Here is a 25,757-nt window from a genome sequence, read left to right as displayed (position 1 = left end):
TTTTGCAATATCAAAAACTCCTTTATATTTGCATCCCGTAATAGGGCGATTAGCTCAGCTGGTTCAGAGCACCTCGTTTACACCGAGGGGGTCGGGGGTTCGAACCCCTCATCGCCCACTAAAGTTCATACAATTTGTATGGACTTTTTTTTAGCTGCTAGGTCCATTAACTCAGTTGGTTCAGAGTGTCACGTCGACAACGTGGAAGTCACTGGTTCGAATCCAGTATGGACCACATCAAGCGTAATCCCAATATCTTAGATATTGGGATTTTTTGTTAGCAGAAATGCTCAAGCCGAAATGGCTTGGCATTTCTGCTAACAAAAAAGACAGAAGTGCATTTTTGCACTTTGGGATTACATTTGCAGAAGCGGTATTTATCTGGATCAACGACGTTACTCCTTTTATGTGGATGTGGAAACTTCAAGCCATTTCGGCTTGAGCAATTTTAATAAAAGAGCGCTGAAAATTCAATTTTGATCTATAGGCTTCTATTTTTAGAAAGTGTTTACCTAAAAATTGCAGAGACAATTCACCTGTAATACATCTGTTTTATATTCTTATGTATGGTGGGTCAATTACCAGAGTGAATGGAATTGATAAGCCATTAAAATGATTTATTAAAACAGTGGTAACTTTGCCCAAAACATAATTGTAATAAATAGAAGTTATGCCAAAACCTAAAGGTCAGAAGAATACTAAAAATAAGGCAAAACACACGAAACTTCTGAAGAGAAAAAGTAATAAGAAAAAAGAAGAAGAAGCACTGCGCAAGGAAAGACTAAGAGCTATAATCAATAAAGCAAAGTCTTAAAACTCTGAATTATGCCTTAGATCCTCACTTTATAAATTAGTGTATCAGTGAAATTTAGTCCTTACAAAAGATCTAATATGCGCTCCAATGCCATGCCTCGTGACCCTTTAATTAATAGAAACGAATGCTGTAGTTCATCAGAATTAAGATTTGATTTTAAATCATCAAAAGTTTCGAATTTTAGAATGTTATTTTTTTTTGTGGTTGTTTGATAAAAGTTTTTGCCAATTAGATGTGCTGTCCCTAAATTGTTTTTTTCAAGATAATCTACAATAAATTGATGTTCAATTTTAGCGGTGTCGCCGAGTTCAAACATGTCGCCTAAAAAAAGAATTTTATGGTCTTGTTGGAGTTGTTTGAAATTTTCTAAGGCCGCTAACATACTTGTAGGGTTGGCGTTATAAGCATCCATTATAATTTTATTGCTTCCCTTTTCTAAAATTTGAGATCTATTATTGGTGGGGGTATAGGTTTCAATAGCGTTGATAATATCTTCTTTATTAACTTCAAAATAAGCGCCTACTGCTATGGCAACTGCAATGTTATTAAAATTATAGGAACCAGCAAGTTTACTATTTATTACTGTTGTATTAAAAGTTAGGCTCACATACGGTTGTGATTTTAACAGTTCTAACTTTGCATCTGACCACTTTGATGATCCAAATTTGTAAACATGAGGATAATCTGCTATTTGCTTGATTTGTAAGGGGTCATCTTCATTTACAAATATTGTTTTTTCATGTTCCTTTAAAAAATCGTACAGCTCGGATTTAGCTTTAACGACACCCTCTACACTGCCAAAACCTTCCAGATGGGCCTTTCCAAAATTAGTAATCAATCCATAGTCGGGCCTCGCGATCTTACAAAGTGATTCAATCTCTTTAGGATGGTTTGCACCCATTTCAACAATGCCTAATTCAATATCTTGATGCATTTGAAGTAAGGTGAGTGGCACGCCTATATGGTTGTTTAAATTGCCTAGGGTGGCTGACGTGTGATATTTTTTAGTTAATACAGCGTTGAGCAATTCCTTTGTGGTAGTCTTGCCATTACTGCCAGTAAGTGCAAGGATGGAAATATTTAGTTTGGTCCTGTGGTAGGTTGCCAGATCTTGTAAGGCCTTCAACGTATCTTCAACAACTAAATAGCGCGCATCCAGTTTATAATTTTTATCATCTATAACACAATATTTAGCTCCAGACGCTATTGCTTGCTCTGCAAATTTATTGCCGTCAAAATTGTCACCTTTTAATGCGAAAAAGATACAATCCTTCTCAATTTTTCGTGTATCGGTACATACCGTGGTGCATTCTAAAAAATGCGCGTAAAGACTTTCCATGTTCATAAAATAAAAGTAACAAAAAAGTCCTAACGTAAAGTTAGGACTTTTAAAATTCAATAATAAAATTTTAGTTTCTTGATTTATTGTTTCCTTTAGATTTTGAGCCTACTCTAGACATTGCACATCTAAATCCGATATAGTCAGTTGCCATATCTTGTGGGAAGTAACGACGTTGTGCAGGATCAATCCAATATGCTCTGTCTTTCCATGAACCACCTTTATAGACTCTAACATTATCATTTATTAAGGAAGTTCTGTCATTAGATTTATCGTAAGTTCTTACTAAAGCTCCAGTAGAATCAGCTTCTACTCTATGATTTGGAGAATTGTACATCTGTCTTGTTCCAGATGCATCATCACTTTCGTCAAAGTTATCGCTGTAGTAACGTGATGATCTCTTATCTCCATCTCTAAAGTTTCTGTTATCACTCGTATCAAAATTAGTTCTTAAGTAAGAATCATCTTTGGTAATTGGTAATTGTAAAATTTCACCTGGTAAATTTCTTGGTACAATTTTTCCGTTACTTAAGGTATCATACACAATATCTTGCGTGGTAAGAACCTTAACGGTTCCATCCTCATTGATCGCATTTTTGGTGTAAACATTTCCACGGTAGTAGTTAAAGTCATTAAATTCATCATCCACGATAGGTCTGTACACATCGGCAACCCATTCAGCAACATTACCAGCCATGTCATAAATTCCGAAATCGTTAGGGGCATAAGATTTTACAGCGTTTGTAATATCAGCACCGTCATCAGACCAACCTGCAATTCCGCCATAATCACCCTTGCCTTGCTTAAAGTTCGCTAATTGATCACCTCTAGATTTTCTTTTTCCTGAACGCGTGTATTGGCCACTCCATGGGTATTTTTTTCTACCACGAATGGTGTTGTAATTTCTTAATTCACTCAAACCAAGTGCCGCATATTCCCATTCAGCCTCAGAAGGCAAACGGTACTCTGGAGATACAACTCCAGATTCTCTTTTTGCATAAATATTGATAGGATTACCTTCAGCATCTGTTTGTGGCCTTTTTTTACCACCTTCAAGGACTTCTGCATTACCACCGTACGTAGAACTTGGGCTGTTAATATAAGTGTCAGTGTTAAAAGTAGCATCCGCACTAACATCTGTCAATCTTGCGTCTCTCTTCAAATAACCAGCTTCTTCTAAATATAGTTCATTTACTCTGTCAGTTCTCCATTTTGCAAATTCTACAGCTTGAATCCAACTTACACCAACCACAGGGTACTCACCATAACCTGGATGACGTAAATAGTTCTCAGTCATCATCTCACTATAGCCTAAACGATTTCTCCAAACGAGCGTATCCGGTAATGCACTATTATAAATTAAACGGTAATTAGGATCATCTGGAGGGTAAACTCTTTTTAAGTAATCTAAGTATTCTAGGTACATTTTATTAGTCACCTCAGTTTCATCCATATAAAAAGATTGAACGTGTAGTTGACTAGGAGTGTTGTTCCAATCGTGCATTGGGTCATCTTGCACCTTGCCCATAGTAAAAGTTCCGCCTTCTACGAAAACTAAACCTGGGGATGTTGCTTGTTCTTTAAAATTGGTGTTGTATTGAAAACCTCCGTTCTTATCATTTATCTTCCAGCCAGTTGCTCTGGACTCATTTGATGAAGAAGATCTTTTACACCCAACCATTGCTAAAGATAGCACTAGGGCAAATGCAATCCTTATGTTAATGATGTTTTTCATATCCATACTTTTTAAGTAAGCTGATTAAATTTAGTGACGCAATATAGTAATTAAAGAGAAATTAACAACTGTTTTTAGCAAATAGATTAAAAAAAAGTTGCATTTCATCCCTTTTTTTGAACACAACGTCGGATTTTTAGCCGTTTTGTCGATGTATTTAGTTGTTGAATAACGTCAAAAAAAAGTTATTATTGTTGTAGTTTTGAATTATAATTTTGAACATTAAAACCACCTTTTACTTATTATCTAACTTTTTAATGATGTACCACGGTCTAAAAACTAGGAAGGCCACCAAATTATTCTTATTTTTTGACCAAATTGAATTAACTGATGAACGTTACCTTGCGGCTTATTTTTATTTTTATAGTGACTTATAGCTATGCTCAAGAGAAACATTTTGAAATTTCTTGGGATGGTTCGGTGGTGTTGGAGACGGCATATTCAAAAATAACTGTGCCATCGTTTGATGAAGATCATTATAGTTTTGATGTCCATACTGGACTTAAATATTTTTCCCAATGGCCATCAGAGGTTCTTATTGATGCGCGTACCGTTACATTGAAAAACGTGACTTACGTCAATATGTCTGCAAATGATCTTAAATCCTATCCCTTAGAAACTATACCTAAAAAACCAGTCTTCCAGTTTGAAAATGTAACTGCGAGGAATAAAATGCACGCTTATCTCGAATTGACACCTATTATATATGACAATGGGATGTACAAAAAAATCACATCTTTTTCTATTACCTATAATACGATGGGTTATAGAGCAGGTGGTCCAACGGTCAATCCGCAAGGCATTATCAATTCTGTATTAAGTTCTGGCAATTGGCATCGATTTTATGTAGATAAGTCAGGAGTTTTTAAATTGTCAAAAAGCTTTTTAAATAGCCTTGGCCTCAATACAAACTCTATAGATCCGAGAACAATTAAGATTTATGGTAATGGTGGGGCCATGCTGCCATTGCGAAATGATGAGCCTTATCCTCTAGATTTGACAGAGAACGCAATAAAGGTTGTAGGAGAAGATGACGGCGAATTTAATAATAGTGATTTCATTCTGTTTTATGCAGAAGGACCAACTGGCTATAATACAGATAGTAATACCAATCATAATATATTTACTGACAAAAGTTATTATTTTATCACATATGGTGGTGGTTTAGGGAAACGTATTCAACCATTGCCACAGCCTACAGCCGCTGCGAATTATATTGTTAATTCCTTTCAGGACTACCAGTTTCATGAAGTGGATGAATTTAATATTGTTCGTGTTGGAAGACGTTGGTTTGGAGATCGATTTGATGTTGAAAACCAAAAAGAATTCAAATTTAGTTTCCCAAATCTTATCACTACTGAGCCTGCTCATGTTAAAGTGTATGCTGCATCAACCTCTGAAGTGCCAACATCTATGGCAATCAAAGTCAATGAGACAGAGGTCTCAAATCTCTCGTTTTCACCAATAGGAACACCTGTATTGGCTGATGGTCGATCTTATACTGACAAGGTCAACTTAAATTCTCCGGAGGTGAGCGTAAAATTGACATATAATAATGCAGCTAATCCCACCGCAAACGCGTATTTGGATTATATTTCAATTGAAGCCACGCGAAGCTTAACTTTTGAAGGTAAACAATTTCGATTTAAAAATAAACAGGTTGCAAACACGGCAGGTGTTGTGGAATATCAGCTAGCTAATGCGTCTGCAGTTTCTGAAATATGGGACATTACTGACAAATACAACGTGGCGAGCATACTCAATACTGAAAACAAGCAAATACTAAATTTTAAATCTGTTTCCGGGACTTCCAAATCTTACGTTGCGCTTACGCCGTCTAATTATTATGACCCTTTACGAGATACTAACTCAAAAGTAGCCAACCAAAATCTGAAAGGCCTATTGTTTAAGGATGATCAAGGTCAATTTAAAGATATTGACTACCTTATCATAAGTCCTGATAACTTGGTATCACAGGCTGAACGGTTAGCACAGATTAACAGAGATCAGAACCACCTCAATGTGAAGGTAGTCACGTTGAATGACATTTATACTGAATTTAGTTCAGGCAATCAAGATGTTGCTGCTATTAGAAATCTGGTGAGGTATGTGTATCATAATGCGAGCAGCTCAGATAAAAGGCTTAAGTATGTCTGTTTATTTGGTGATGCCTCTTTTGATTATAAAGATAGAATTCCCAACAATACTAATATTGTTCCGTCTTGGCATTCCTTGGACAGTTTCAGTTTGACCAACGCTTTTGTGTCTGATGATTTTTTTGGGATGATGGATGGTAATGAAGGAGATATGGGGTCTTCAAACAAGCTAGACATTGCTGTAGGAAGGATTTTGGTAGAGACTCCGCAACGTGCCAAAGAAATGGTTGATAAAATTGAGTTGTATTATAATGAGCGTTCTTACGGGAGTTGGAGAAATAATGTTGTTTTTATATCTGATGATGTGGATGAGGCTTGGGAGAAAGTGCTACAGGAAACCACGGATGATATTGGAAACACGATCACTACGGAGAAGCCGTTCTTAAATGTGGTAAAAATTCATTCTGATGCGTTTCAACAGCAAGCATCTGCAAGTGGAGAGCGTTATCCTGATGTCAATAAAACAGTAAAGGATGCTATTGAGGTAGGTGCCTTAGTGGTCAATTATTTTGGCCATGGTGGTGAAGATGGGCTAGCGTCTGAACGTATTTTTGATAAAAATGATTCACAAGATGTTCGTAACACGTGTAAATTTCATTGTTTTGTAACCGTAACCTGTGAATACACTCGTTTTGACAATCCGTATCGTCCAACCGCAGGAGAATATACCTACTGGAATACCAATGGTGGCGCCATCGGTTTGATAACAACCACACGACAAATTTTTGTGAATGTAGGGGTGACTTTTAATGTGAAATTGGAAAAGTATCTGTTCGGTTTTGAGGCAAACAATCAGCCGTCTATGGCAGAAGCCTTAAGGTTAACAAAGAATGATCCTTCCATTTCTGGTAACCAACAAAGACGCTTAGTATTCTATATTGGTGATCCAGCCATGAAGCTTGCCTTTGCCAAACCTAATATTCAACTGACTAAGATTAATGATAAGCCTCTAGGGCAAACCAATGATACGCTTAAAGCTTTGAGCAAAATTAAAATGTCAGGAGAAGTGCTAGATCCTTCAGGGCAGTTAATGACAACATATAATGGTGTCGTATCGGCCACTATTTTTGATAAGGTAATTAAGCGTCAAACTTTGGGTAATGACAATGTCACGCAAAACGGGCAAAAGATTAAAATGGACTTTACAACCTTAGGAGAAAAACTGTTTATTGGACAGGCTACAGTAGTCAATGGGGTGTTTAGTTTTGAATTTGTGGTACCCAGAGATATCGGTGTACCGGTGGGCAAGGGAAAAGTTAGTTTTTATGCCCAAACAGAAACGCCACTTCAGGATCAGGCAGGAGCCAGTTTTGATATTATGGTTGGAGGTATCAATAAGGCTGCTGAAATGGATAATACCGGTCCGGTAATTAAGCTTTATATGAATGACGAAAATTTTGTGTCCGGCGGTATTACCAATGAAGCGCCTACGCTCTTGGCGAAGTTAGAAGATAGTAATGGCATCAATACGGCCAGTGGTATTGGTCATGATATCATTGCAATTATTGATGGTGATGAAACAAATCCTTTTGTTCTTAACGACTATTACAAGGCGCAAATAGATGACTATACCAAGGGAGAGGTGTCTTATGGTTTACGAGATCTAGAACCAGGTTTACATACTTTAACTTTAAAGGCTTGGGACGTCTATAATAATTCAAGTGTTTCTGAAATTCAATTTGTGGTGCATGATAAAGATCAGGAATTAAAGATTGAAAACGTTCTAAATTACCCTAATCCATTCATTAATTATACAGAATTTTGGTTCAATCACAATAGTTCACAACCTTTAGACGTTTCAATACAAATATTCACCGTCTCAGGTAAATTGGTAAAAACCCTAAATGCCCAAACAAATACCGGGAGTTGTTGTAATGATGGCGCATCATCATTATCACGGGATATTGTGTGGGATGGTCGTGATGATTTTGGAGATAAAATAGGAAAAGGCGTTTATGTTTATAAACTTAAAGTGCGTTCCAGTCAATTAAATAAGCAAGTTGAGAAGATTCAAAAACTTGTCATATTACAATAATAATTTATATTTGTTAAACACACAGGTGTGCAAACGCCTGTTTTGATACTCAAGTTTATATGAAAAAAATCGTACTAGTCCTTATTGCTCTAACTGTTTGTAATTTTACATCAGCACAAGAAACGGTCATATTTGAAAACCAAACGTCGGTTATCACTACAGCGGTTCCGTTCTTATTGATCGCAGCAGATGCCCGAGCTGCCGGAATGGGAGATATTGGAGTTGCAACTTCAGTAGACGCGTTTTCTCAGCAATGGAATCAATCAAAGTATGCGTTTTCTGAATCAAAATCAGGGTTAGGCGTAAGTTACACACCTTATCTAAGTAAATTGGTAAATGATATTTTCTTGGGAAACATTACCTATTTTAACAGGCTTAATGAGCGAAGTGCGTTTGCGGTAAGTTTTAAGTATTTCAGTTTGGGAGAAATAGAATTGGTCCAAGATGAATTTTCTGAAGCACTAATAGCTAAACCTAATGAGATGACCATTGATGCCTCTTATGCGTTGCGGTTGTCAAATCAATTCTCTATGGCTGTAGGCTTACGTTATTTACGTTCAGACTTAAAAATACAAGCACTAGATAATTCAGCAAACGCAGGAAGTTCCGTTGCCGTTGATATTTCTGGGTTTTATCAGGGTGAAGAAGAGGCTTACGGCGATTTTAATGGGAGAACCCGTTTCGGTTTTTCGCTACAAAATCTAGGTCCTAAAATCAAATATGATGACGGAGGTCGTGAAAACTTTTTGCCTACCAACTTAAGACTGGGTGGCGGTTTCGATTTTATTTTTGATGAATATAATACCTTGGCAGTAACAGCTGAGGTCACTAAATTGTTAGTGCCAACACCACCACTTTATGGTTATGATGAAACTAACGGAGAGCCGGGGCAGCAGGCGGATGAAGAGCCAACATATATTGTAAAAGGTAAATCTCAGGATGTAGGATTCCTTACTGGTGTTTTTCAGTCTTTTGGTGATGCACCAAACGGTTTTAGTGAAGAAATGAAGGAATTTACCTGGGCGCTCGGTGCAGAATATAAATACCAAGACTCCTTTGCCTTTAGAGCAGGTTATTTTAATGAAAGCGAAGATAAAGGCGCTCGTAAGTTTTTCGCCTTAGGAGCCGGCTTTAAATACACTACAATTAATATTGATATGTCGTACCTGTTCTCAGCTTCAAAAGTTCAAAGTCCACTAGAAAACACATTGCGATTTTCATTGACCTTTAACTTTGGAGATGGTGAGTACAGTGAATTTTAGTACGAATTGAAACATACCCGTTTACAAAAAAACTATTGTTCATTACAGCAATAGTTTTTTTGTCTCGAAAAGTATCGTAATTTTAATAATAGATATACACCTTATGAAGGAAATTAAAATAGAATCCCTACTGACTGTTTATGATAATTTAGAAGAGCTTCCAAATGATGTGATTGCGCTAATGAAAAAGGCCATGGAAGCTCGGGACAAATCGTATTCGCCTTATTCTAATTTCAGTGTTGGTGCCGCTATCCTTTTAGAAAATAATAAAATTGTTACCGGCAGCAATCAGGAAAATGCGTCATACCCTTCAGGATTATGTGCGGAGCGCACGGCCATTTTTTATGCTGGTGCCCAGTATCCTGGTGTGACCATGTTAAGGATGGCTATTATCGCGGGGTCTAGAAATAAAACTACCGATGCGCCAATTCCGCCATGCGGGGCTTGCAGACAATCTATAGCAGAATATGAGGTAAAGCAGGATCACCCTATTGAATTGTTTTTTATGGGAGAGAAGGGTAAGGTTGTAAAATCACATTCTTTAGCTAATCTTTTGCCTTTAGTCTTTGATAAATCTTTTCTATAACGTTTTCGTATAAATTTTACGATTTTCAGTTTTTTCATTACTGCTTAAAGTGTTACTTTTGTTAATTGTTTAGTGATGTTCATTAATTGTGCGGATAAAAAAAGATCAGACGACGGAACAATTGACCTAATACCACTAAGATAGGGGGCTTAAGTTCACTAAATTTAAGGATGTATTTAATTTTTTAGAAATTATTTCAAATGCAAAAAATAACTAAAGAGGTTTACCTCAAATGGTATGAAGACATGTTGTTCTGGAGAAAGTTTGAAGACAAACTTGCTGCAGTCTATATTCAACAAAAAGTAAGAGGTTTTCTTCACTTGTATAACGGACAGGAAGCAATATTGGCTGGTGCTTTGCACGCCATGGACCTGACCAAGGACAAAATGATTACAGCTTATCGTAATCACGTTCAGCCAATAGGGATGGGTGAAGATCCAAAACGTGTGATGGCTGAGTTATATGGTAAAGCAACAGGGACTTCCCAAGGTCTTGGTGGTTCAATGCATATTTTTTCTAAAGAGCATCGTTTTTATGGCGGCCATGGTATTGTAGGTGGTCAAATTCCTTTAGGAGCGGGTCTCGCTTTTGGAGATAAATATCACGGTAGTGATGCTGTTACCCTTTGTTGTTTTGGTGATGGTGCTGCACGTCAAGGTTCTTTGCATGAAGCATTCAACTTGGCTATGTTGTGGAAACTACCTGTAGTATTTGTATGTGAAAATAACGGTTATGCTATGGGAACATCAGTAGCCCGTACGGCTAACCATACAGATATTTGGAAACTTGGATTAGGGTATGAAATGCCTTGTGGACCAGTGGATGGTATGAATCCGGTAAAAGTTGCTGAAGCTTTTGATGAGGCTATCCAACGTGCAAGACGTGGAGACGGACCTACATTCTTAGAGTTAAAAACATACCGATACAGAGGTCACTCCATGAGTGATGCGCAACACTATAGAACTAAGGATGAGGTTGCTGAGTATCAGAAAATAGATCCTATAACGCAAGTTAAAGATATCATTCTTGAAGAGCAATACGCTACAGAAGACGATCTTAAGAAAATCGATAAACGTGTAAAGGAACGTGTTGCAGAATGTGAAAAATTTGCTGACGAATCTCCTTATCCTGACAAGAACGTCATGTATGATGTGGTTTATGACCAAGAAGATTATCCATTTATACAACACAAAATATAAGCTATGGCAGAAGTAATAAATATGCCACGTTTGAGTGATACCATGGAAGAAGGAACTGTGGCAACGTGGTTAAAGAAAGTTGGAGATAAGATTGAAGAGGGCGATATATTGGCTGAAATTGAAACAGATAAAGCCACGATGGAATTTGAATCTTTTCATGAAGGAACATTGCTATATATTGGTATCAAAGAAGGAGAAACCACAAAGGTTGATGAATTATTGGCTATTATTGGAGAAGAAGGAGAAGACATCTCTGCTTTAATAGATGGTGGTAATTCAGATAAAAAGGAAGAAACGTCAAAAGCTGACGCATCTGCTGAGGCTGAATCATCTGATTCTGGTAATGAAGAAGAAACTCCTAAGGCGGAAACTCCAAAAGAAGAAACTTCTAATGAATTGCCAGAAGGTGTTACGGTTGTTACCATGCCACGATTAAGTGATACTATGGAAGAAGGAACTGTAGCAACATGGCTTAAAAAAGAAGGCGATATAGTTGAAGAAGGAGATATCCTTGCTGAAATCGAAACAGATAAAGCAACGATGGAATTTGAATCGTTCCAGGCTGGAACCCTTCTTTATATAGGATTGCAAGAAGGTGAAACAGCAAAAGTTGATTCTTTATTAGCAATTATCGGCCCTGAAGGAACTGACGGAAAAGCAATTGCGAAAAATTTCAAATCAGAAGGTTCTGAGAAAAAAGAAGAAGCGCCTAAAAAAGCGGACGCTACTGTGGCTCCTAAGAAAGAAGCAGCAAGTGCACCAATAAAAGAAGAGAGGAAAGAGGTATCAGCTACAGCTTCGTCAACAAGTACTGACGCTAGTCGCGTATTTGTGTCACCTTTAGCTAAGAAAATGGCTGAAGAAAAAGGAATCAATTTATCTGAGGTGAAAGGATCTGGAGAAAACGGACGTGTCATTAAACGCGATATCGAAAACTTTACTCCTGGAGCTACCTCCCCAGCAACTGCGGGTAAATTTGTACCTACCGGACAAGAGGATTTTGATGAGAAACCAAATTCGCAAATGCGTAAAGTGATTGCAAAACGTTTGGCTGAATCTAAATTTACTGCGCCACATTACTATTTGAACGTAGAGTTGGATATGACCAATGCGATTGCTTTTAGAGAGCAATTTAATTCTATTCCAGATACAAAAATCTCATACAATGATATGATTGTTAAGGCATGTGCCTTGGCGTTAAAATTACATCCTCAAGTAAATTCGCAATGGTATGCTGATAAAATGCGCTTAAACAATCACGTACATATTGGTGTAGCAGTGGCTGTTGAAGACGGATTGGTAGTGCCGGTTGTTAAGTTTGCCAATGAGCAAAGTTTACCTCAAATTGGAGCGGCTGTTAAAGATTTCGCAAAACGTTCAAGAAACAAGAAATTGACACCTCAAGAAATGGAAGGTAGTACGTTTACAGTTTCTAACTTAGGAATGTTTGGTATTGAGAGTTTTACATCAATCATTAACCAGCCCAACTCGGCAATTTTATCTGTAGGCGCTATTATTGAGAAGCCTGTGGTAAAAAATGGACAAATCGTTGTTGGCCATACCATGAAACTTTCATTGGCATGTGACCACAGAACGGTTGATGGTGCAACTGGAGCGGAATTCCTTCAAACCTTAAGAGGGTTTATTGAAAATCCGGTAACGATGTTGGTATAATCCAAAACCATCCCCAAGCGCAGCTTAAGGGATTGGTATAACAATAGTAAAATCCTGTTTCTATGTAAGAAGCAGGATTTTTTTTACCTTTCAATCAAATATAAAAATCCTATGAAAAATAGTTTCTTTTTTGGTGTCCTTTTAGTATGCCTGTCCTGTAAAAGCAAAATTCAGGAATCTCCCAACTCCGGTATAAAAGATCTTGCTGTTGTTGAACATACGACAAAGTCTTTAGATTTTGTCACCAGTGATGAACTTAAAGAAAGCGTCTACTATTTGGCGTCTGACGAATTGGAAGGTCGCGCAACAGGTTCAGAAGGTATTGAAAAAGCCGCCACTTATATTGAGAAAAAATTAAAGTCATATAACGTAAAACCGTATTTTGAAACCTATCGCGATCATTATATGGCAAAGGGTTTGGATGCTTACAATGTTGTGGGCTTCATTGAAGGCAGCGATCCAGTTTTGAAAGATGAAATTATTATTCTTGGTGCACATTATGACCATGTTGGTATAATAAAATCTGTAGATGGAGACTCGATTGCTAATGGCGCAAATGATGATGCTACTGGAGTTGCTGCTGTTTTAGCCATGGCGCGTTACTTCGCCACTAAGAAGAATAATAAACGCAGCATTCTCTTTACATTGTATTCTGGTGAAGAAATGGGCCTTTTGGGGTCTAAACATTTGGCAGCACGATTAAAAGAACAGAATGTTAACCTATATACCATGATTAATTTTGAAATGATTGGAATCCCAATGGTTGATAAAGCATATATGGCCTATTTTACTGGATATGATCTATCTAACATGGCGTCTAAAATGAATGAGTATGTAGATTATAACTTATTAGGATTACTGCCCAAAGCCAAAGAATTCCAGTTGTTTTATCGCTCTGATAATTATTCGTTTTTTAAAGCTTTTAACACGCCGGCACATGCCATTTCTACCTTCGATTTTACTAATTTTGACCATTACCATAAAGTTGGTGATGAAGCCGACAAAATGGATTATGAATTTATGGCCGATTTGGTAAACAGGTTGATTCCTGCCTTTGAAACCATGAGCAATACAACAACCCAAGAAATTAAAATGAATGAGTAAGCATATCGTTATTACAGGTACAAGTAGAGGCATAGGTTTCGAATTGGTGAAATTATTCGCAAAGCAAGGACATCAGGTTTTGGCATTGTCTAGAAATGATATTCCTGTAAAAGCCTTGAAATTAAAAAATGTAACTGCCTTTTGTTTTGATTTAGGTGATGCAGAAGCCTACCTAAAAGTAGAAGAACACATCAAAGAACATTGGGCATATGTGGATGTGCTCATCAACAATGCAGGAATGGTACTAAATAAGCCTTTTGCTAAAACTACGGTTAGCGATTTTGAAGAAGTATATCGCACCAATGTTTTTGGGGTGGCTGAATTGACACGACTTTTAATTCCATATATGGTTAAAAACAGTCATGTAGTAACCATGAGCTCAATGGGTGGCGTTCAAGGCAGTATGAAGTTTGCTGGTCTTGCTGCCTATAGTTCTAGTAAAGCAGCGGTGATTACCTTAACAGAATTGCTTGCGGAAGAATATAAAGAATCTGGCATCTCTTTTAATGTATTAGCATTAGGGGCGGTTCAAACCGAAATGTTGGAAGAAGCTTTTCCTGGATATAAAGCACCAATCACACCAGAAGAAATAGCCGATTATATTGTTGATTTTTCATTAAAAGGCCAAAAGTTTTTTAATGGAAAATTGCTTCAAGTTTCAAATTCTACACCTTAGGAATGTCCCAATATAAGTGTGTTATTTTTGACTGCGATGGGGTGTTGGTAGACAGTGAGTCTATTGCCAACAAAGTTCTGGTAGATATGGCCAATGAACTCGGCGCCAATATCAATCTAGAATATGCTTTAAAACATTTTAAAGGCGCCTCCATTCACCGTTGCTTGGAACAAATTGCAAATTTAATTCCTGAAAGGTTGCCTGATGATTTTATTCCAATTTTCAGAACGCGCAGTTTTGAATCGTTTAAAAATAATATTAAACCAGTAGAGGGTGTTACTGAAGTTTTGGAACAATTGACACTTCCTTTTTGTGTAGCGTCTAGCGGACCAGAAAATAAAATCAGATTGAATTTGGAGCTCACTGGGTTACTGCCCTATTTTGAAAACCGTATGTTTAGTTGTTTCGCCATAAAAAGATGGAAGCCTGATCCTAGTGTCTTTTTATGGGCTGCTGAAACGATGGGGTTTCAACCTGATGAGTGTGTGGTAATTGAAGATAGTTTAACAGGCGTAACGGCTGCTAAAAATGGTGGCTTTGACGTGTTTTGATATACAGCACATGATTACCATAATGAACTACAAGGGCAGGCCACACGAACTTTTAATTCTATGTCTGAACTTTTAAAGATGATAGACGAACGCTAAATAACTTGTATATCTCTGTCTAAATTAAATATTCTGCATCACATATTCCGTAATCCGATCACATTTGCTGTTTCCAAATTCGAAAATATCTTTATCACTTGAAATTTCAAAGAGTTTGTTTTTTAGCATCGCTTTTGATCGATGCAAGCGCACTTTTACATTAGCCAAAGATAAATCTAATGTTGTTGCAATATCTTGCAGGCTCATGTCTTCTACCTCTCGCATCATATAGACCACCCTGTATTTGGTGTCTAATTGATCAATGGCGTTTTCCAACAGGAGTTTGGCTTCTTTGTGTATCATCTTTTGCTGTGGATTCATTTGCCTATTATCAGGTATTTCTAAGATGCTATTCTTATTTAGACGTTCAGATTGTTCATTAATATGATAAACTTTTCCTTTCTCCATTAGTCTTGCTAAAGCCTCGTTAATAGCAATGCGTATGAGCCAAGTTGAAAATGAGGATTCTAATTTGAATTGATACAGCTTGGTAAATACCTTTATATAGCTATTTTGCATTATGTCAGCAATGTCAGCTTCATCCTTTAAGTAACTTCTGACCACTCGAAATAATTTTTGGTTGTTTCTCCGGACTAGAATCTCAAACAGTTCTTTTTCTCCGGATAGAATCCGTCTGATAATTTCAGCATCTGTTATTATTTGATGGTTTAAACTATTGATGTGTAGCGCTTCCATAATGCCTTGATTTTAGTTTTAGATAGCTAAAACACAAAAAAGTTACAACATTTTGTATCCTTTTTAGTGAATTCCTATCAAAAGATTGTAGAAATGTTAAAACTTAAGAATCATGGAATCAAATGTACAGTTTGTAAAAACCCTTTTGAAATACACTTTTGGACTTGTTCCGATAGTAGCGGGATTAGATAAATTCACCAACATATTGACTAATTGGTCACAATATCTTTCAGAAAGTATGGTAGCTATGTTGCCATTTGAGCCTTCAGTATTTATGATGATTGTTGGGGTAATTGAAATAGTAGCAGGCGTTTTGGTGTTTACAAAGACCAAGTTTGGAGCATATCTCGTGTCCCTCTGGTTGGTATTAATCGCCTTAACGTTAATATTAAGTGGCTCCTATTTAGATGTCGCAGTCAGAGATATTGTTATGGCAATTGGGGCGTTTTCACTAGCTAAGCTATCAGAAGTGAAAACGAGCAATTAAGAAGCGGATGATAATTTCTGTGTGATTGTGGCATGAGAGTTATGTCTTTAAATATGCGTATTGGTAAAATCTAACATTCTTCAACCACCAATTTAAAATTAATCTCAATTTCTTCTGAAACGACAATTAGCCCTAACATTTTTTTAGGAGCTTCAAGCTGAAAGTCTTTAATATTTAATTTCAACACACCAGAAATATGCCACCCGTTATCCTTATGGAATTTTGTTTCCATATGATACGTGTGCTTTTGTCCGGCAATTTCAATCTGAACCGTAGCATCAGCAATATTCTTTGTATCTGGTTTTAGTTTAATCTGTTTTAAACTGAGTGTAATTTCAGGATAGGTGTTTGATTTTAATAAATCGTGAAAATCTCTGTTTATGCCTTTTCCACCACAATCAAACCCAGAGTTTTCTAAAATTAATTCTGATTTTTTAAATTTGATGACATCTGCAGTACTTACGTAATGGATGCGAATAGGTTTGTTAAGGTTTTTAATATTGTATTGACAGGTAAAATCAGTAACATTACTAGTGCCTTTAATGTGTAACTTACTTTGAGGCGTGATACGGACAGAGGTGCTGTTATTTACAGTCTCTAACCCAGTAAAGGAAACTAAAACCAATAAGGGTAACAAATAGAGTAATCTTTTCATGGTTCTCGAATTTTGGGGTACAATATATTTATAAAAAAACAAACCTCAATTATTTAGTGGATGACTAAAATATTGAGGTTTGCTAAATGCAACTTGTGTTATTAGAAACTAATTACAGCCTCAGCCATTAGTCCGTTAAACTTACCTTCATCAAAGATGCTTCCGTTACCAAATCCATCATATTTCTGGTTAACATATTCAGCCTTAAGAAGAATGTTTTTAGTCATGAACCATCCAGCACCCAATTGGACTCTTGATATTTCAACATCACTACCACTAATATCCTCTGCATCTACTTTATTATAACGTCCTCCAATAAAGAAGTTTTCATCATTTCCAAATCTGTAGATTAATTCACCAGCAAATTGATTTGCTGTTCTATCTTCAGGTTCAGCATTTCCTTTTCCAGTAGAAGATTCAATAGTTCCAAAGAACTCTAAGCCTTTATATTTAACAAAAGGATTGAACATAATTGCCGTAATACTATTTTTAAGGTTAGGGTTGTAGCGTCCAGATCTAAAAGCGCTAGATGTTCTTGATCCGGTTGGTTCGAGAACTAAGTAATATCTTGAACCTGCTCTATCTGCACTGTAAAGATAAGAGGTAGCAACCTTACCAGTATTATATAGAGACCCTGTTAATCTGAATCGTAAATCATCGTTGATTTGTTTGTCATAGCCTAATTTTGCCAAAAATGAAGCGCCTCCGGTATCAGGGTTATCAACCGCTTGATTCAATTTCCCGTTGGTAAATCCAAGCATCCCAATAAATCCATTACGTTGGTAATACACCTCTGCACCTACTTCTGTAGTAAAAGCATCCATAATTAAGTTTCCAACAAATGGGTTGTAGATAGCTTGTGCGTTATCTGTTCTTCTAAAATGGGCATCACCATAATTGTTTTCCATGTGTCCAACTTTAATTGTGGTGTACTTCATGAAATCTTCCATAAACCCTTCTTTGATGAAGTTTAGTTTGTCAATTTGAAAGTATCCGCCTTTTACATACGGTTCTGGATGGTGTCGTGAAGACAGATATGTGCGTAGATGCATTCTAATACCATCATATAACGCCACGTCTAAATCTAAATTTGCTGTAGCAAGGTTGAAATTTGAACCAATTTCAACCAATTCTACTGCTCCAGAGTTTTCATGGTCAATGGCTTGAAATTGTAGTGTAGATGAGCCGCCAATTCTTACTTTTACATTTTCAAAGGTAGAGGTGGTGTCTTTTACGGCTTCAAATACATTGATTCCATTTTTATTTGGCTCTCTATAATTATCAATACTTCTATTGTCTTTTTGAGCATAAGTTGTAACTCCTGCAAGAAGTACAAATGCGATTGCTGAGTTTTTGATTAGTGTTCTCATAGTCTAGGTTTTATTTAATATTCTGGTTGTTTATTTATTTAAAATGGTTTGAAATGTAATGGTTACTTGATCTCCAGTGGTTATCGTTCCCAATAGGGCTTTAGGAGGATCAATGCCAAAATCGCTCATATTGAATGCTTTTTTGCCTTTTAATTTTACTTTGGCTGCGGTTGCATGCATGTCTAAACTGATTTGTTGTTTTTTGGTGACCCCTGCAATGGTAAGGTTTCCAACAACGTCAACTTTATAATTGTCAGCTCCTGTAGCTTTCATGTTTTTGACCTCAGTAAGTTGAAATGAAATTGTTTTATGCTTCTTAGTGTCTAAAGCTTTATGAGTGTTCTTGTCCATTGCGCTTTTGCCACTTTTTAGGCTCTCAGCGGTTACTTGAAGTGTTAGTTTCTCAATGGTCATTTCAGTAGCACTGTTCAATACAATTTGACCTTTCTGTTGCTCGGCATCAATATCCCAATCATGTAAACTAGAAGTTCCAGATACCGTTAATTTAGACGCTGAATTATCAAGGTTATATGTTTGTGCATAAATTTGAGGTGTTGCCAATAGGAGCAAGATTAAAAATGTTCCTAAATTTTTTACGATAGATTTTGTAGTAGTCATAACAGTATGTATTAATATTATACTGCAAAGTTCTGTAATAACTAAAGTTTAAATAATGATAAATATCATATACAAAAACCGAGATCAATTCAATTATATTTAAAATGAACTATCGTATTTTGATAATTTGGCAGGTAATATAAAACTGGAGAAGAGAACTACTGCTTGCTTATACGTATGACTTTAAGGGTTGGGTGCAACCCAGAAATTTAAGTGAAATATTGTTAAAAAGGGGAGTGCTAAAAGTTACATCAACGGCAGCTTACTATTTGTATTATGTGTAGATATCATATGTGTATATGCATATAATAATTATAGAAAGATGATAGAGCGACTAAGAATTACTCTTCAAAAATCCGTAATCTGTTTTTGACAGTTTTGAGTTCTTCCTGCAAATGATGGATTTTATCGAGCAAATTCATTACTGTATCGATGCCCTCAAGGTTGATGTGTAAATCTTGATGCAAACGCACCATAGATTCTAAATTTTTTATATGATCCTGGTGGATGCAAGGTGCTTGCTCAATAGTTGTTATTTCTATAAGGCCATATTCATTTAGATCTTGAAAAAAGGTGGTTTCAACTTTGTAATGTGTACACAAGGTTTTTAAAGGGATATATGTTGCTGTACTCATGATCTCAAATTTTTAAGTTCTGTAAACAGTTCTTTTTCTTTAACAGAAAGGTTTGTAGGCACGGCAATATCATAGGTAATATAGAGGTCGCCAAATTGACCTTCCTTTTTATAAATAGGGAAGCCTTTGCCTTTAAGTTTTACCTTGGTACCATTTTGAGTTTCTGGTTTCACCTTCAACTTAACTTTGCCATCAAATGTATTAACAGTCACATCACCTCCTAAAACAGCAGTATAAAGATCAATAACTTCTGTAGCATAGAGATTAGAGCCATCTCTTTTAAATTTTGTAGCATTGCTAATATTAAATTGAATCAGCAAATCTCCATTTGGTCCGCCATGAACCCCTGGACCGCCTTTTCCATTGATTTTTATTACTTGGCCATTTTCAACGCCCGCTGGAATCGTTAATCTTATATTCTTTCCATTAACTGTCAGCACTCTTTTGTGCGTTTCATACACATCTTTTAAGTCGAGCTGCAACTCCGCATTAAAATCCTGACCTCTAAAACCTGCAGTGCTTCCGCGTCCTCTTGTTGAGCCACCTCCGCCAAACATTGATTCAAAGAAATCTGAAAAGTCGTCGCCAGAGAAGTTGCCGCCTCCGTATCCTCCGGTGCTTTGACGCTGGTATTGGCGTTGCGACTGTTGCTGGCGTTGTGCCTGTTCATAAGCATCACCATGCTGCCAGTCTTTGCCATATTTGTCATATTTCTTGCGTTTTTCTTTATCGCTCAGTACCTCGTTTGCTTCATTGATTTCCTTAAATTTTTTTTCAGCAGCCTTGTCATTTGGGTTGACATCAGGGTGGTACTTGCGTGCCAATTTACGGTAGGCTTTCTTGATTTCAGCCGTAGTGGCTGATTTGTCAATGCCTAGTATTTTGTAGTAATCTATAAATGCCATGTAGCCTTTGTTGTTATTTATAAGATTCGAGTGTAAGGATTTCTAACTTAATTTATGAGCTAATATTCATTTGTTTGTTTTATTAACTTTCTACATGTAGCCTCGCTATTCGTATAAAGTCAATTACATATCTAAAATTACAAAAATCTTTATAGAATATACCTAATTCTTGTATTTTTGCCACTATGCACAATACGCTTCAAGAATACATTCCGTATCAGGCAATTCCTGATGTTATAGGGCTTTTAAAGCATGATAATTTAGTGGTTAAAATTAAGAGTGAGCGCAAGACGAGACATGGTGATTATAGGAAATTGCCAAATAACAAACATCAAATTACTATTAACTCTAACCTCAATCATTATCGTTTTTTAATAACATTGATTCATGAAATCGCACATTTTGAGGCTTTCAATACTTATGGGCGGCATATAAAGCCTCACGGAAAGGAGTGGAAGCATACCTTTCAAAAATTAATGTTACCATTCTTAAATCCTAATGTATTTCCACATGAACTCTTACCGCTATTGGCGCGACACTTTAAAAACCCAAAGGCGAGTAGTGATACGGATATAGCATTGGCATTGGCACTGAAACAATTTGACCCTCCTAACGATAAAACCTATATTTTTGAAGTTCCATTAGGGCATAAATTTAGACTTTATAATGGACGGATATTTAAAAAAGGCCTTAAAAGACGAACGCGTTATGAAGGTGTTGAGGTTGCATCAGGAAAGTTGTATCTTTTCAACCCAAATGCGGAAGTGGAATTGATCAATAATGTATAATCAAAGTTCTTAAATATTGATCCGCCTGACCACTTTGATACTAACAGCTAAGGTTTAAAAAATTAAATACGATAGAGTTCTTTTAGGACTAAAAAAAAGACATAATGAATAGTAATTATTACGCCATATTAATGGCAGGAGGAGTAGGGTCGCGTTTTTGGCCTGTAAGTACTCAGGATTTTCCAAAGCAGTTTCACGATATGTTGGGAACAGGAGATACTCTAATACAAAAGACATTTCAGCGCCTTTCAAAGTTGATACCCAAAGAGAATATTTTTATCCTTACAAATGCTATGTATAAAGATCTGGTGTTTCAGCAATTGCCGGGTGTTACTGAACGTCAGGTGTTATTGGAACCTGCAATGCGTAATACAGCGCCTTGCATTTTATACGCCTCGTTAAAAATCCAAAAAGAAAATCCAGATGCGGTTATGATTGTAGCCCCCAGTGATCATTGGATTGAAGACGAATCAAAATTCACTCAAAATGTGCAACAAGCCTTTGACTTTTGTGAACGTAATGATGCCTTAATGACCTTAGGGATTCAACCTACGTTCCCTAATACAGGATATGGATATATTGAGTATGACAAATCATCCAAGGAAGACATTAAGCAGGTGCGTCAATTTAGAGAGAAACCAGATTATCAAACCGCGAAGAGTTTTATTAGTCAAGGCAATTTTTTGTGGAATGCCGGTATATTTATGTGGAGTGCTACAAGTGTAATCAAGGCGTTTCAATTTCATCAACCTGAATTATTCAACCTCTTTGAAAAGGGAATCAACATTTATAATACTCAAGATGAAGATTTGTTTATTGCTGAAAATTATGACAAATCAGAAAATATTTCAGTCGATTATGCCATCATGGAATCATCTGAAAATGTCTATGTATTGCCAGCTGAGTTTGATTGGAATGACCTAGGCACGTGGGGTAGCCTATATGATAAACTCGACAAGGATCAGAGTGAGAATGCTGTGGTAAACGCTAGAGCATTAACTGAAGACGCCTCAGGAAATATGATCAGAACCAAGGCTGATAAGATTGTGGTAGTAGACGGGTTAAAAGATTATATCATTGTTGATAAAGACGAAGTTTTGCTTATATTCCCAAAGTCAAAAGAACAAGATATTAAGCAAGTTTTACAAAAAGTGAAGGATACCTACGGTGAAAATTACGGATAATACACGCTATGGATTATCTGAAGGAATACTTTTGCAAAACAATTTTTAGATAGTATTTTGGTATAATAGTAAGAGCCCAATAATTGAATTAATGGAAGAAAATAAGTTCAACTTTTCAGAGGAAGAAAAATCTAAAGAACAAGATGAAGCAGTTGATGCTTCTAAAAAGGCTGTAAAAAAAGATGCACAGGGTTTATGGGTAAGCATAAAAAAGTTTTTCAGTGAATTGTTGGATTTTCGAGAAGACACTGATAGAGATGCTACCTTGGCCGCTATTAAAGGTGATATTCCATTTAAAGGTGCTACAGCTTGGATTCTGATTTGCTCTATTTTTGTGGCTTCTATAGGTCTAAACGCCAATTCCGCTGCGGTTGTTATTGGAGCCATGTTAATCTCTCCCTTAATGGGCCCAATATTGGGAGTGGGTCTTTCTATAGCCATTAATGATATTGATACCTTAAAACGCTCGCTGCTCAATTTGGTTATCATGATTGTGCTGAGTTTGACTACGGCTTTTTTATTCTTTAAATTCTTTCCCTTAAGCGAAGATACTTCTGAGTTGCTCGGGCGTGTAAAGCCCGATATCCGCGATGTGATGATTGCGTTTTTTGGAGGATTGGCTTTAATTATTGCTCGAACTAAGAAAGGGACCATTGCGTCCGTGATTTTTGGTGTTGCTATTGCAACAGCATTAATGCCGCCACTGTGTACTGCTGGATACGGTTTGGCAAAGGGTAATTTTCCATACTTTTTTGGGGCTATGTACCTCTTTACCATCAATACTATTTTTATAGCCTTGGCAACTTTTATTGTTGTCAAAATTTTAGGGTTTCCAATGTTGAAATATGCCAATTCAGCAAAGCGAAAACGCACGTCTAGAATTGCTACCGTCGTAGCTGTCATAGTAATGATTCCAGCTATAATTACGTTTATAGATGTGTGGCGCCAAAGTAAATTTGAAAATGAAGCACGCGCATTTATTAAGAATGAATTGGAAGGCTTACCACATGCCGATTATATTAAGTCTAACGCAGTTCATAAATTTTCAGATGTAAAAGGTGAACCATCAGTGTTGGAATTTAATAGTTTTGGATTGGACCAAATTCCTGAAAGTACCATTTCTGTATTAAGAAGTCGTTTAAAAGATTATCCTGCTCTTGCCAATGCCACATTGAAGTTTAATCAAAATCGATCAAAGAATTTAGATAATTTGAGGTATATGTCGCAATTGCGATATCGAGACTCCTTAGATTTATTATCTCAAAATGAGAAGATTGTATTTTTAGAAGATAAGGTTAGGAAATTATCTAAATATGAAGCCCTACAAATTCCGTTTGAAGAATTGACTAAGGAGGTTAAAATCAATTATGAAAATATTGATAGATTATCATATTCCAGCGTTATTTCGTCTAATTTCAAAAAGTTAGATACCATTTCTGAGTTTACGGTAACTTGGAATAAGAATGTTAAAGAGGAGGACATAGCTAAAGAGCAAGTCAAATTGAAGCGTTGGTTAAAACAAAAATATAAAATGGATTCTCTGGTTGTTAAACGTCAAAGATAAATGTTGAACGTGGGCTTGAATTTTAGATATAATATTTTGTTAGAATTCCGACTATAAGTCTTCTTCCAAATACATTTTTTGTACCCGTTTAAACAAGTCTGAAGAGTAAACAAAGCCGGTAACCGCTTCATTATCAGTTTTAAATATATTCTTATTGGAACCTTCCCACTCTTTAAGTCCGTCTTTTAAAAACACAATCTTTTCACCAATTTCCATTACTGAGTTCATGTCATGGGTATTAATGATTGTGGTAATGTCATATTCTTGAGTAATTTCCTGAATCAGGTTATCAATTACCGTAGCGGTTCTAGGGTCTAGTCCCGAGTTGGGTTCATCACAAAATAAATACTTTGGTTTATTTACAATAGCTCTAGCAATGGCAACACGTTTTTGCATCCCACCTGAAGCTTCACTGGGTAATTTTTTATGTGCGTCTCCAAGATTTACCCTTTTAAGTACCAAATCTACCCGATCTTGCATTTCGCTTTTGCTCTGTTTCGTAAACATTCGCAATGGAAACATAACATTTTCCGCAATAGTCATAGAGTCAAACAACGCGCTACCTTGAAAAACCATACCCATTTCAGCTCTTAAGTCGCTTTTCTCATCGGATGACAAATCAGAATAGTTTCTACCATCATACACAATAGATCCTTGTTCAGGAGTATATAATCCTAATAACGTTTTTAAAAACACAGTCTTACCTGAACCACTTTGCCCAATGATGAGGTTAGTTTTTCCTTTATCAAACACAGTGGTAATACCCTTTAATATTTTAGAGTCACCAAAAGATTTATGAATATCATTAACTTCAATCATTAGCTTAACATCATTTGGGTTAAAATATAGTTGAGAAGGATAATTGCCACACTGGTCCATACAAAAGAGGTGGTGCTGGCTTTACCAACTTCTAAGGCTCCACCTGTCATGAAAAACCCGTGATAGGACGGAATAGTTGCCAATAAGAACGCAAATACAAAGGTCTTTACAAACGCATACAGCATATGAAATGGAATAAAATCCAATTGTATACCTGCAATATAATCATCCAAAGATGCAAACCCACCAAAAACACAAGCTGCCATTCCGCCAAGGATACCTAAAAACATGGCAATAGAAATGATAAACGGATATAACATTAGTGCCACAAATTTTGGAAAGACCAAGTAATTAATAGCATTAATCCCCATAACTTCCAAAGCGTCAATTTGCTCTGTTACGCGCATTGTCCCGATACTGGAGGTGATAAATGAACCTACTTTACCCGCCATAATTATCGAGATAAAAGTAGGCGCAAATTCTAATATGACCGATTGTCGTGTCGCGAAACCTACAAGAGTTTTGGGGATGAGAGGATTCGTCATATTTAAAGCCGTTTGAATGGTTACAACACCACCAACAAAAAACGCGATAAAAGAAACAATGCCAATGGAGTTGATGATTAAATCATCAATGTCTTTAAATATAAGGTGTCGCATTACAGACCACTTCGTGGGTTTGTGGAACATCGCCTTTATCATCAAAAAATATTGACCAATACTATGTAGGTAGCTCATATTAAATTTTATTACTGCTAAAGTAAAAAAAACTGTGTTGTATTTAACCTTTATTTAAATTTTTGATATTTC

General features: G+C 36.5%; 23 protein-coding genes and 2 tRNA genes. 15 read left to right on the top strand and 10 right to left on the bottom strand.

The window, feature by feature from the left end:
* Nucleotides 1–43 precede the first annotated feature (43 nt).
* From BXY82_RS15260 to BXY82_RS15510, 3 genes are all read left to right on the top strand, one after another.
* Nucleotides 44–118: transfer RNA gene (locus BXY82_RS15260), tRNA-Val, on the top strand.
* 42 nt (nt 119–160) lie between these two features.
* A tRNA-Val gene (locus BXY82_RS15255) sits at nt 161–235 on the top strand.
* 435 nt (nt 236–670) lie between these two features.
* Nucleotides 671–814, top strand: coding sequence for a hypothetical protein (locus BXY82_RS15510; protein ID WP_166643316.1), 144 nt, complete (start codon nt 671–673; stop codon nt 812–814).
* 61 nt (nt 815–875) lie between these two features.
* Here the strand turns inward: BXY82_RS15510 and BXY82_RS15250 are convergent, their stop codons facing one another.
* Nucleotides 876–2,153 carry a UDP-N-acetylmuramoyl-tripeptide--D-alanyl-D-alanine ligase gene (locus BXY82_RS15250; protein ID WP_317128601.1) on the bottom strand — a complete coding sequence of 426 codons (1,278 nt, stop codon included), beginning with the start codon at nt 2,151–2,153 and terminating at the stop codon, nt 876–878.
* A gap of 70 nt (nt 2,154–2,223) precedes the next feature.
* On the bottom strand, nt 2,224–3,894 hold the full coding sequence (gene gldJ / locus BXY82_RS15245) for a gliding motility lipoprotein GldJ (RefSeq protein WP_133759082.1): 1,671 nt from the start codon (nt 3,892–3,894) through the stop codon (nt 2,224–2,226).
* 324 nt (nt 3,895–4,218) lie between these two features.
* Here gldJ and porU point away from each other — a divergent pair, with 324 nt between their 5' ends.
* The 8 genes from porU to BXY82_RS15205 all read left to right on the top strand — a co-directional run bounded on the left by porU (nt 4,219) and on the right by BXY82_RS15205 (nt 15,131).
* Nucleotides 4,219–8,079: a type IX secretion system sortase PorU gene (porU, locus tag BXY82_RS15240; protein WP_133759081.1), complete on the top strand. Its 3,861-nt coding sequence runs from the start codon at nt 4,219–4,221 to the stop codon at nt 8,077–8,079.
* Nucleotides 8,080–8,138: 59 nt separating this feature from the next.
* Nucleotides 8,139–9,341, top strand: coding sequence for a type IX secretion system outer membrane channel protein PorV (gene porV, locus BXY82_RS15235; protein WP_133759080.1), 1,203 nt, complete (start codon nt 8,139–8,141; stop codon nt 9,339–9,341).
* A 103-nt stretch (nt 9,342–9,444) separates the two neighbouring features.
* On the top strand, nt 9,445–9,927 hold the full coding sequence (cdd, locus tag BXY82_RS15230; protein ID WP_133759079.1) for a cytidine deaminase: 483 nt from the start codon (nt 9,445–9,447) through the stop codon (nt 9,925–9,927).
* Nucleotides 9,928–10,127: 200 nt separating this feature from the next.
* Nucleotides 10,128–11,126, top strand: a complete 999-nt coding sequence (pdhA, locus tag BXY82_RS15225) for a pyruvate dehydrogenase (acetyl-transferring) E1 component subunit alpha (RefSeq protein WP_133759078.1) — start codon at nt 10,128–10,130, stop codon at nt 11,124–11,126.
* Nucleotides 11,127–11,129: 3 nt separating this feature from the next.
* Nucleotides 11,130–12,800: a pyruvate dehydrogenase complex dihydrolipoamide acetyltransferase gene (locus BXY82_RS15220; RefSeq protein WP_133759077.1), complete on the top strand. Its 1,671-nt coding sequence runs from the start codon at nt 11,130–11,132 to the stop codon at nt 12,798–12,800.
* Between the two features lie 111 nt (nt 12,801–12,911).
* Nucleotides 12,912–13,904: a M28 family metallopeptidase gene (locus BXY82_RS15215; RefSeq protein ID WP_133759076.1), complete on the top strand. Its 993-nt coding sequence runs from the start codon at nt 12,912–12,914 to the stop codon at nt 13,902–13,904.
* A complete protein-coding gene (locus BXY82_RS15210) occupies nt 13,897–14,580 on the top strand; it encodes an SDR family NAD(P)-dependent oxidoreductase (RefSeq protein ID WP_133759075.1) in 684 nt (227 codons plus the stop codon). The genes BXY82_RS15215 and BXY82_RS15210 overlap by 8 nt, the downstream gene beginning before the upstream one ends.
* 2 nt (nt 14,581–14,582) lie before the next feature.
* Nucleotides 14,583–15,131: an HAD family hydrolase gene (locus tag BXY82_RS15205; RefSeq protein WP_243835865.1), complete on the top strand. Its 549-nt coding sequence runs from the start codon at nt 14,583–14,585 to the stop codon at nt 15,129–15,131.
* A gap of 120 nt (nt 15,132–15,251) precedes the next feature.
* Here BXY82_RS15205 and BXY82_RS15200 read toward each other — a convergent pair whose 3' ends face one another.
* On the bottom strand, nt 15,252–15,923 hold the full coding sequence (locus BXY82_RS15200) for an RNA polymerase sigma factor (RefSeq protein WP_133759074.1): 672 nt from the start codon (nt 15,921–15,923) through the stop codon (nt 15,252–15,254).
* A gap of 112 nt (nt 15,924–16,035) precedes the next feature.
* On the opposite strand from BXY82_RS15200, the gene BXY82_RS15195 reads away from it, so the two are divergent.
* Nucleotides 16,036–16,410 carry a DoxX family membrane protein gene (locus tag BXY82_RS15195; RefSeq protein WP_133759073.1) on the top strand — a complete coding sequence of 125 codons (375 nt, stop codon included), beginning with the start codon at nt 16,036–16,038 and terminating at the stop codon, nt 16,408–16,410.
* A gap of 70 nt (nt 16,411–16,480) precedes the next feature.
* Here BXY82_RS15195 and BXY82_RS15190 read toward each other — a convergent pair whose 3' ends face one another.
* The 5 genes from BXY82_RS15190 to BXY82_RS15170 all read right to left on the bottom strand — a co-directional run bounded on the left by BXY82_RS15190 (nt 16,481) and on the right by BXY82_RS15170 (nt 20,593).
* Nucleotides 16,481–17,065 carry a YceI family protein gene (locus BXY82_RS15190; RefSeq protein WP_133759072.1) on the bottom strand — a complete coding sequence of 195 codons (585 nt, stop codon included), beginning with the start codon at nt 17,063–17,065 and terminating at the stop codon, nt 16,481–16,483.
* A gap of 101 nt (nt 17,066–17,166) precedes the next feature.
* A complete protein-coding gene (locus tag BXY82_RS15185; RefSeq protein ID WP_133759071.1) occupies nt 17,167–18,435 on the bottom strand; it encodes a TonB-dependent receptor in 1,269 nt (422 codons plus the stop codon).
* 30 nt (nt 18,436–18,465) lie between these two features.
* The gene (locus BXY82_RS15180) at nt 18,466–19,053 is read right to left on the bottom strand and encodes a YceI family protein (protein WP_133759070.1); all 588 of its coding nucleotides are present in this window, start codon (nt 19,051–19,053) and stop codon (nt 18,466–18,468) included.
* Nucleotides 19,054–19,394: 341 nt separating this feature from the next.
* Nucleotides 19,395–19,688 carry a chaperone modulator CbpM gene (locus tag BXY82_RS15175; RefSeq protein ID WP_133759069.1) on the bottom strand — a complete coding sequence of 98 codons (294 nt, stop codon included), beginning with the start codon at nt 19,686–19,688 and terminating at the stop codon, nt 19,395–19,397.
* The gene (locus tag BXY82_RS15170) at nt 19,685–20,593 is read right to left on the bottom strand and encodes a DnaJ C-terminal domain-containing protein (protein WP_133759068.1); all 909 of its coding nucleotides are present in this window, start codon (nt 20,591–20,593) and stop codon (nt 19,685–19,687) included. Before BXY82_RS15170 ends, BXY82_RS15175 begins: the two co-directional genes overlap by 4 nt.
* A gap of 185 nt (nt 20,594–20,778) precedes the next feature.
* Here BXY82_RS15170 and BXY82_RS15165 point away from each other — a divergent pair, with 185 nt between their 5' ends.
* The 3 genes from BXY82_RS15165 (at nt 20,779) to BXY82_RS15155 (ending at nt 24,129) form a co-directional block, all read left to right on the top strand.
* Complete coding sequence (locus BXY82_RS15165) at nt 20,779–21,381, top strand: SprT-like domain-containing protein (RefSeq protein WP_133759067.1); 603 nt, start codon at nt 20,779–20,781, stop codon at nt 21,379–21,381.
* A 104-nt stretch (nt 21,382–21,485) separates the two neighbouring features.
* Complete coding sequence (locus BXY82_RS15160; protein ID WP_133759066.1) at nt 21,486–22,565, top strand: mannose-1-phosphate guanylyltransferase; 1,080 nt, start codon at nt 21,486–21,488, stop codon at nt 22,563–22,565.
* Between the two features lie 91 nt (nt 22,566–22,656).
* Complete coding sequence (locus BXY82_RS15155; protein WP_133759065.1) at nt 22,657–24,129, top strand: DUF389 domain-containing protein; 1,473 nt, start codon at nt 22,657–22,659, stop codon at nt 24,127–24,129.
* 51 nt (nt 24,130–24,180) lie between these two features.
* On the opposite strand, the gene BXY82_RS15150 is transcribed toward BXY82_RS15155, so the two are convergent.
* Nucleotides 24,181–24,948 (bottom strand): ABC transporter ATP-binding protein, encoded by a 768-nt coding sequence (locus BXY82_RS15150; RefSeq protein ID WP_133759064.1) that lies wholly within the window; start codon nt 24,946–24,948, stop codon nt 24,181–24,183.
* Nucleotides 24,948–25,685, bottom strand: a complete 738-nt coding sequence (locus BXY82_RS15145; protein WP_133759063.1) for an MlaE family ABC transporter permease — start codon at nt 25,683–25,685, stop codon at nt 24,948–24,950. Before BXY82_RS15145 ends, BXY82_RS15150 begins: the two co-directional genes overlap by 1 nt.
* Between the last annotated feature and the right edge of the window lie 72 nt (nt 25,686–25,757).

This window comes from Gelidibacter sediminis, from assembly GCF_004364975.1.
GTDB lineage: Bacteria > Bacteroidota > Bacteroidia > Flavobacteriales > Flavobacteriaceae > Gelidibacter > Gelidibacter sediminis.
This window is presented reverse-complemented; position numbering and strand designations above follow the sequence as displayed.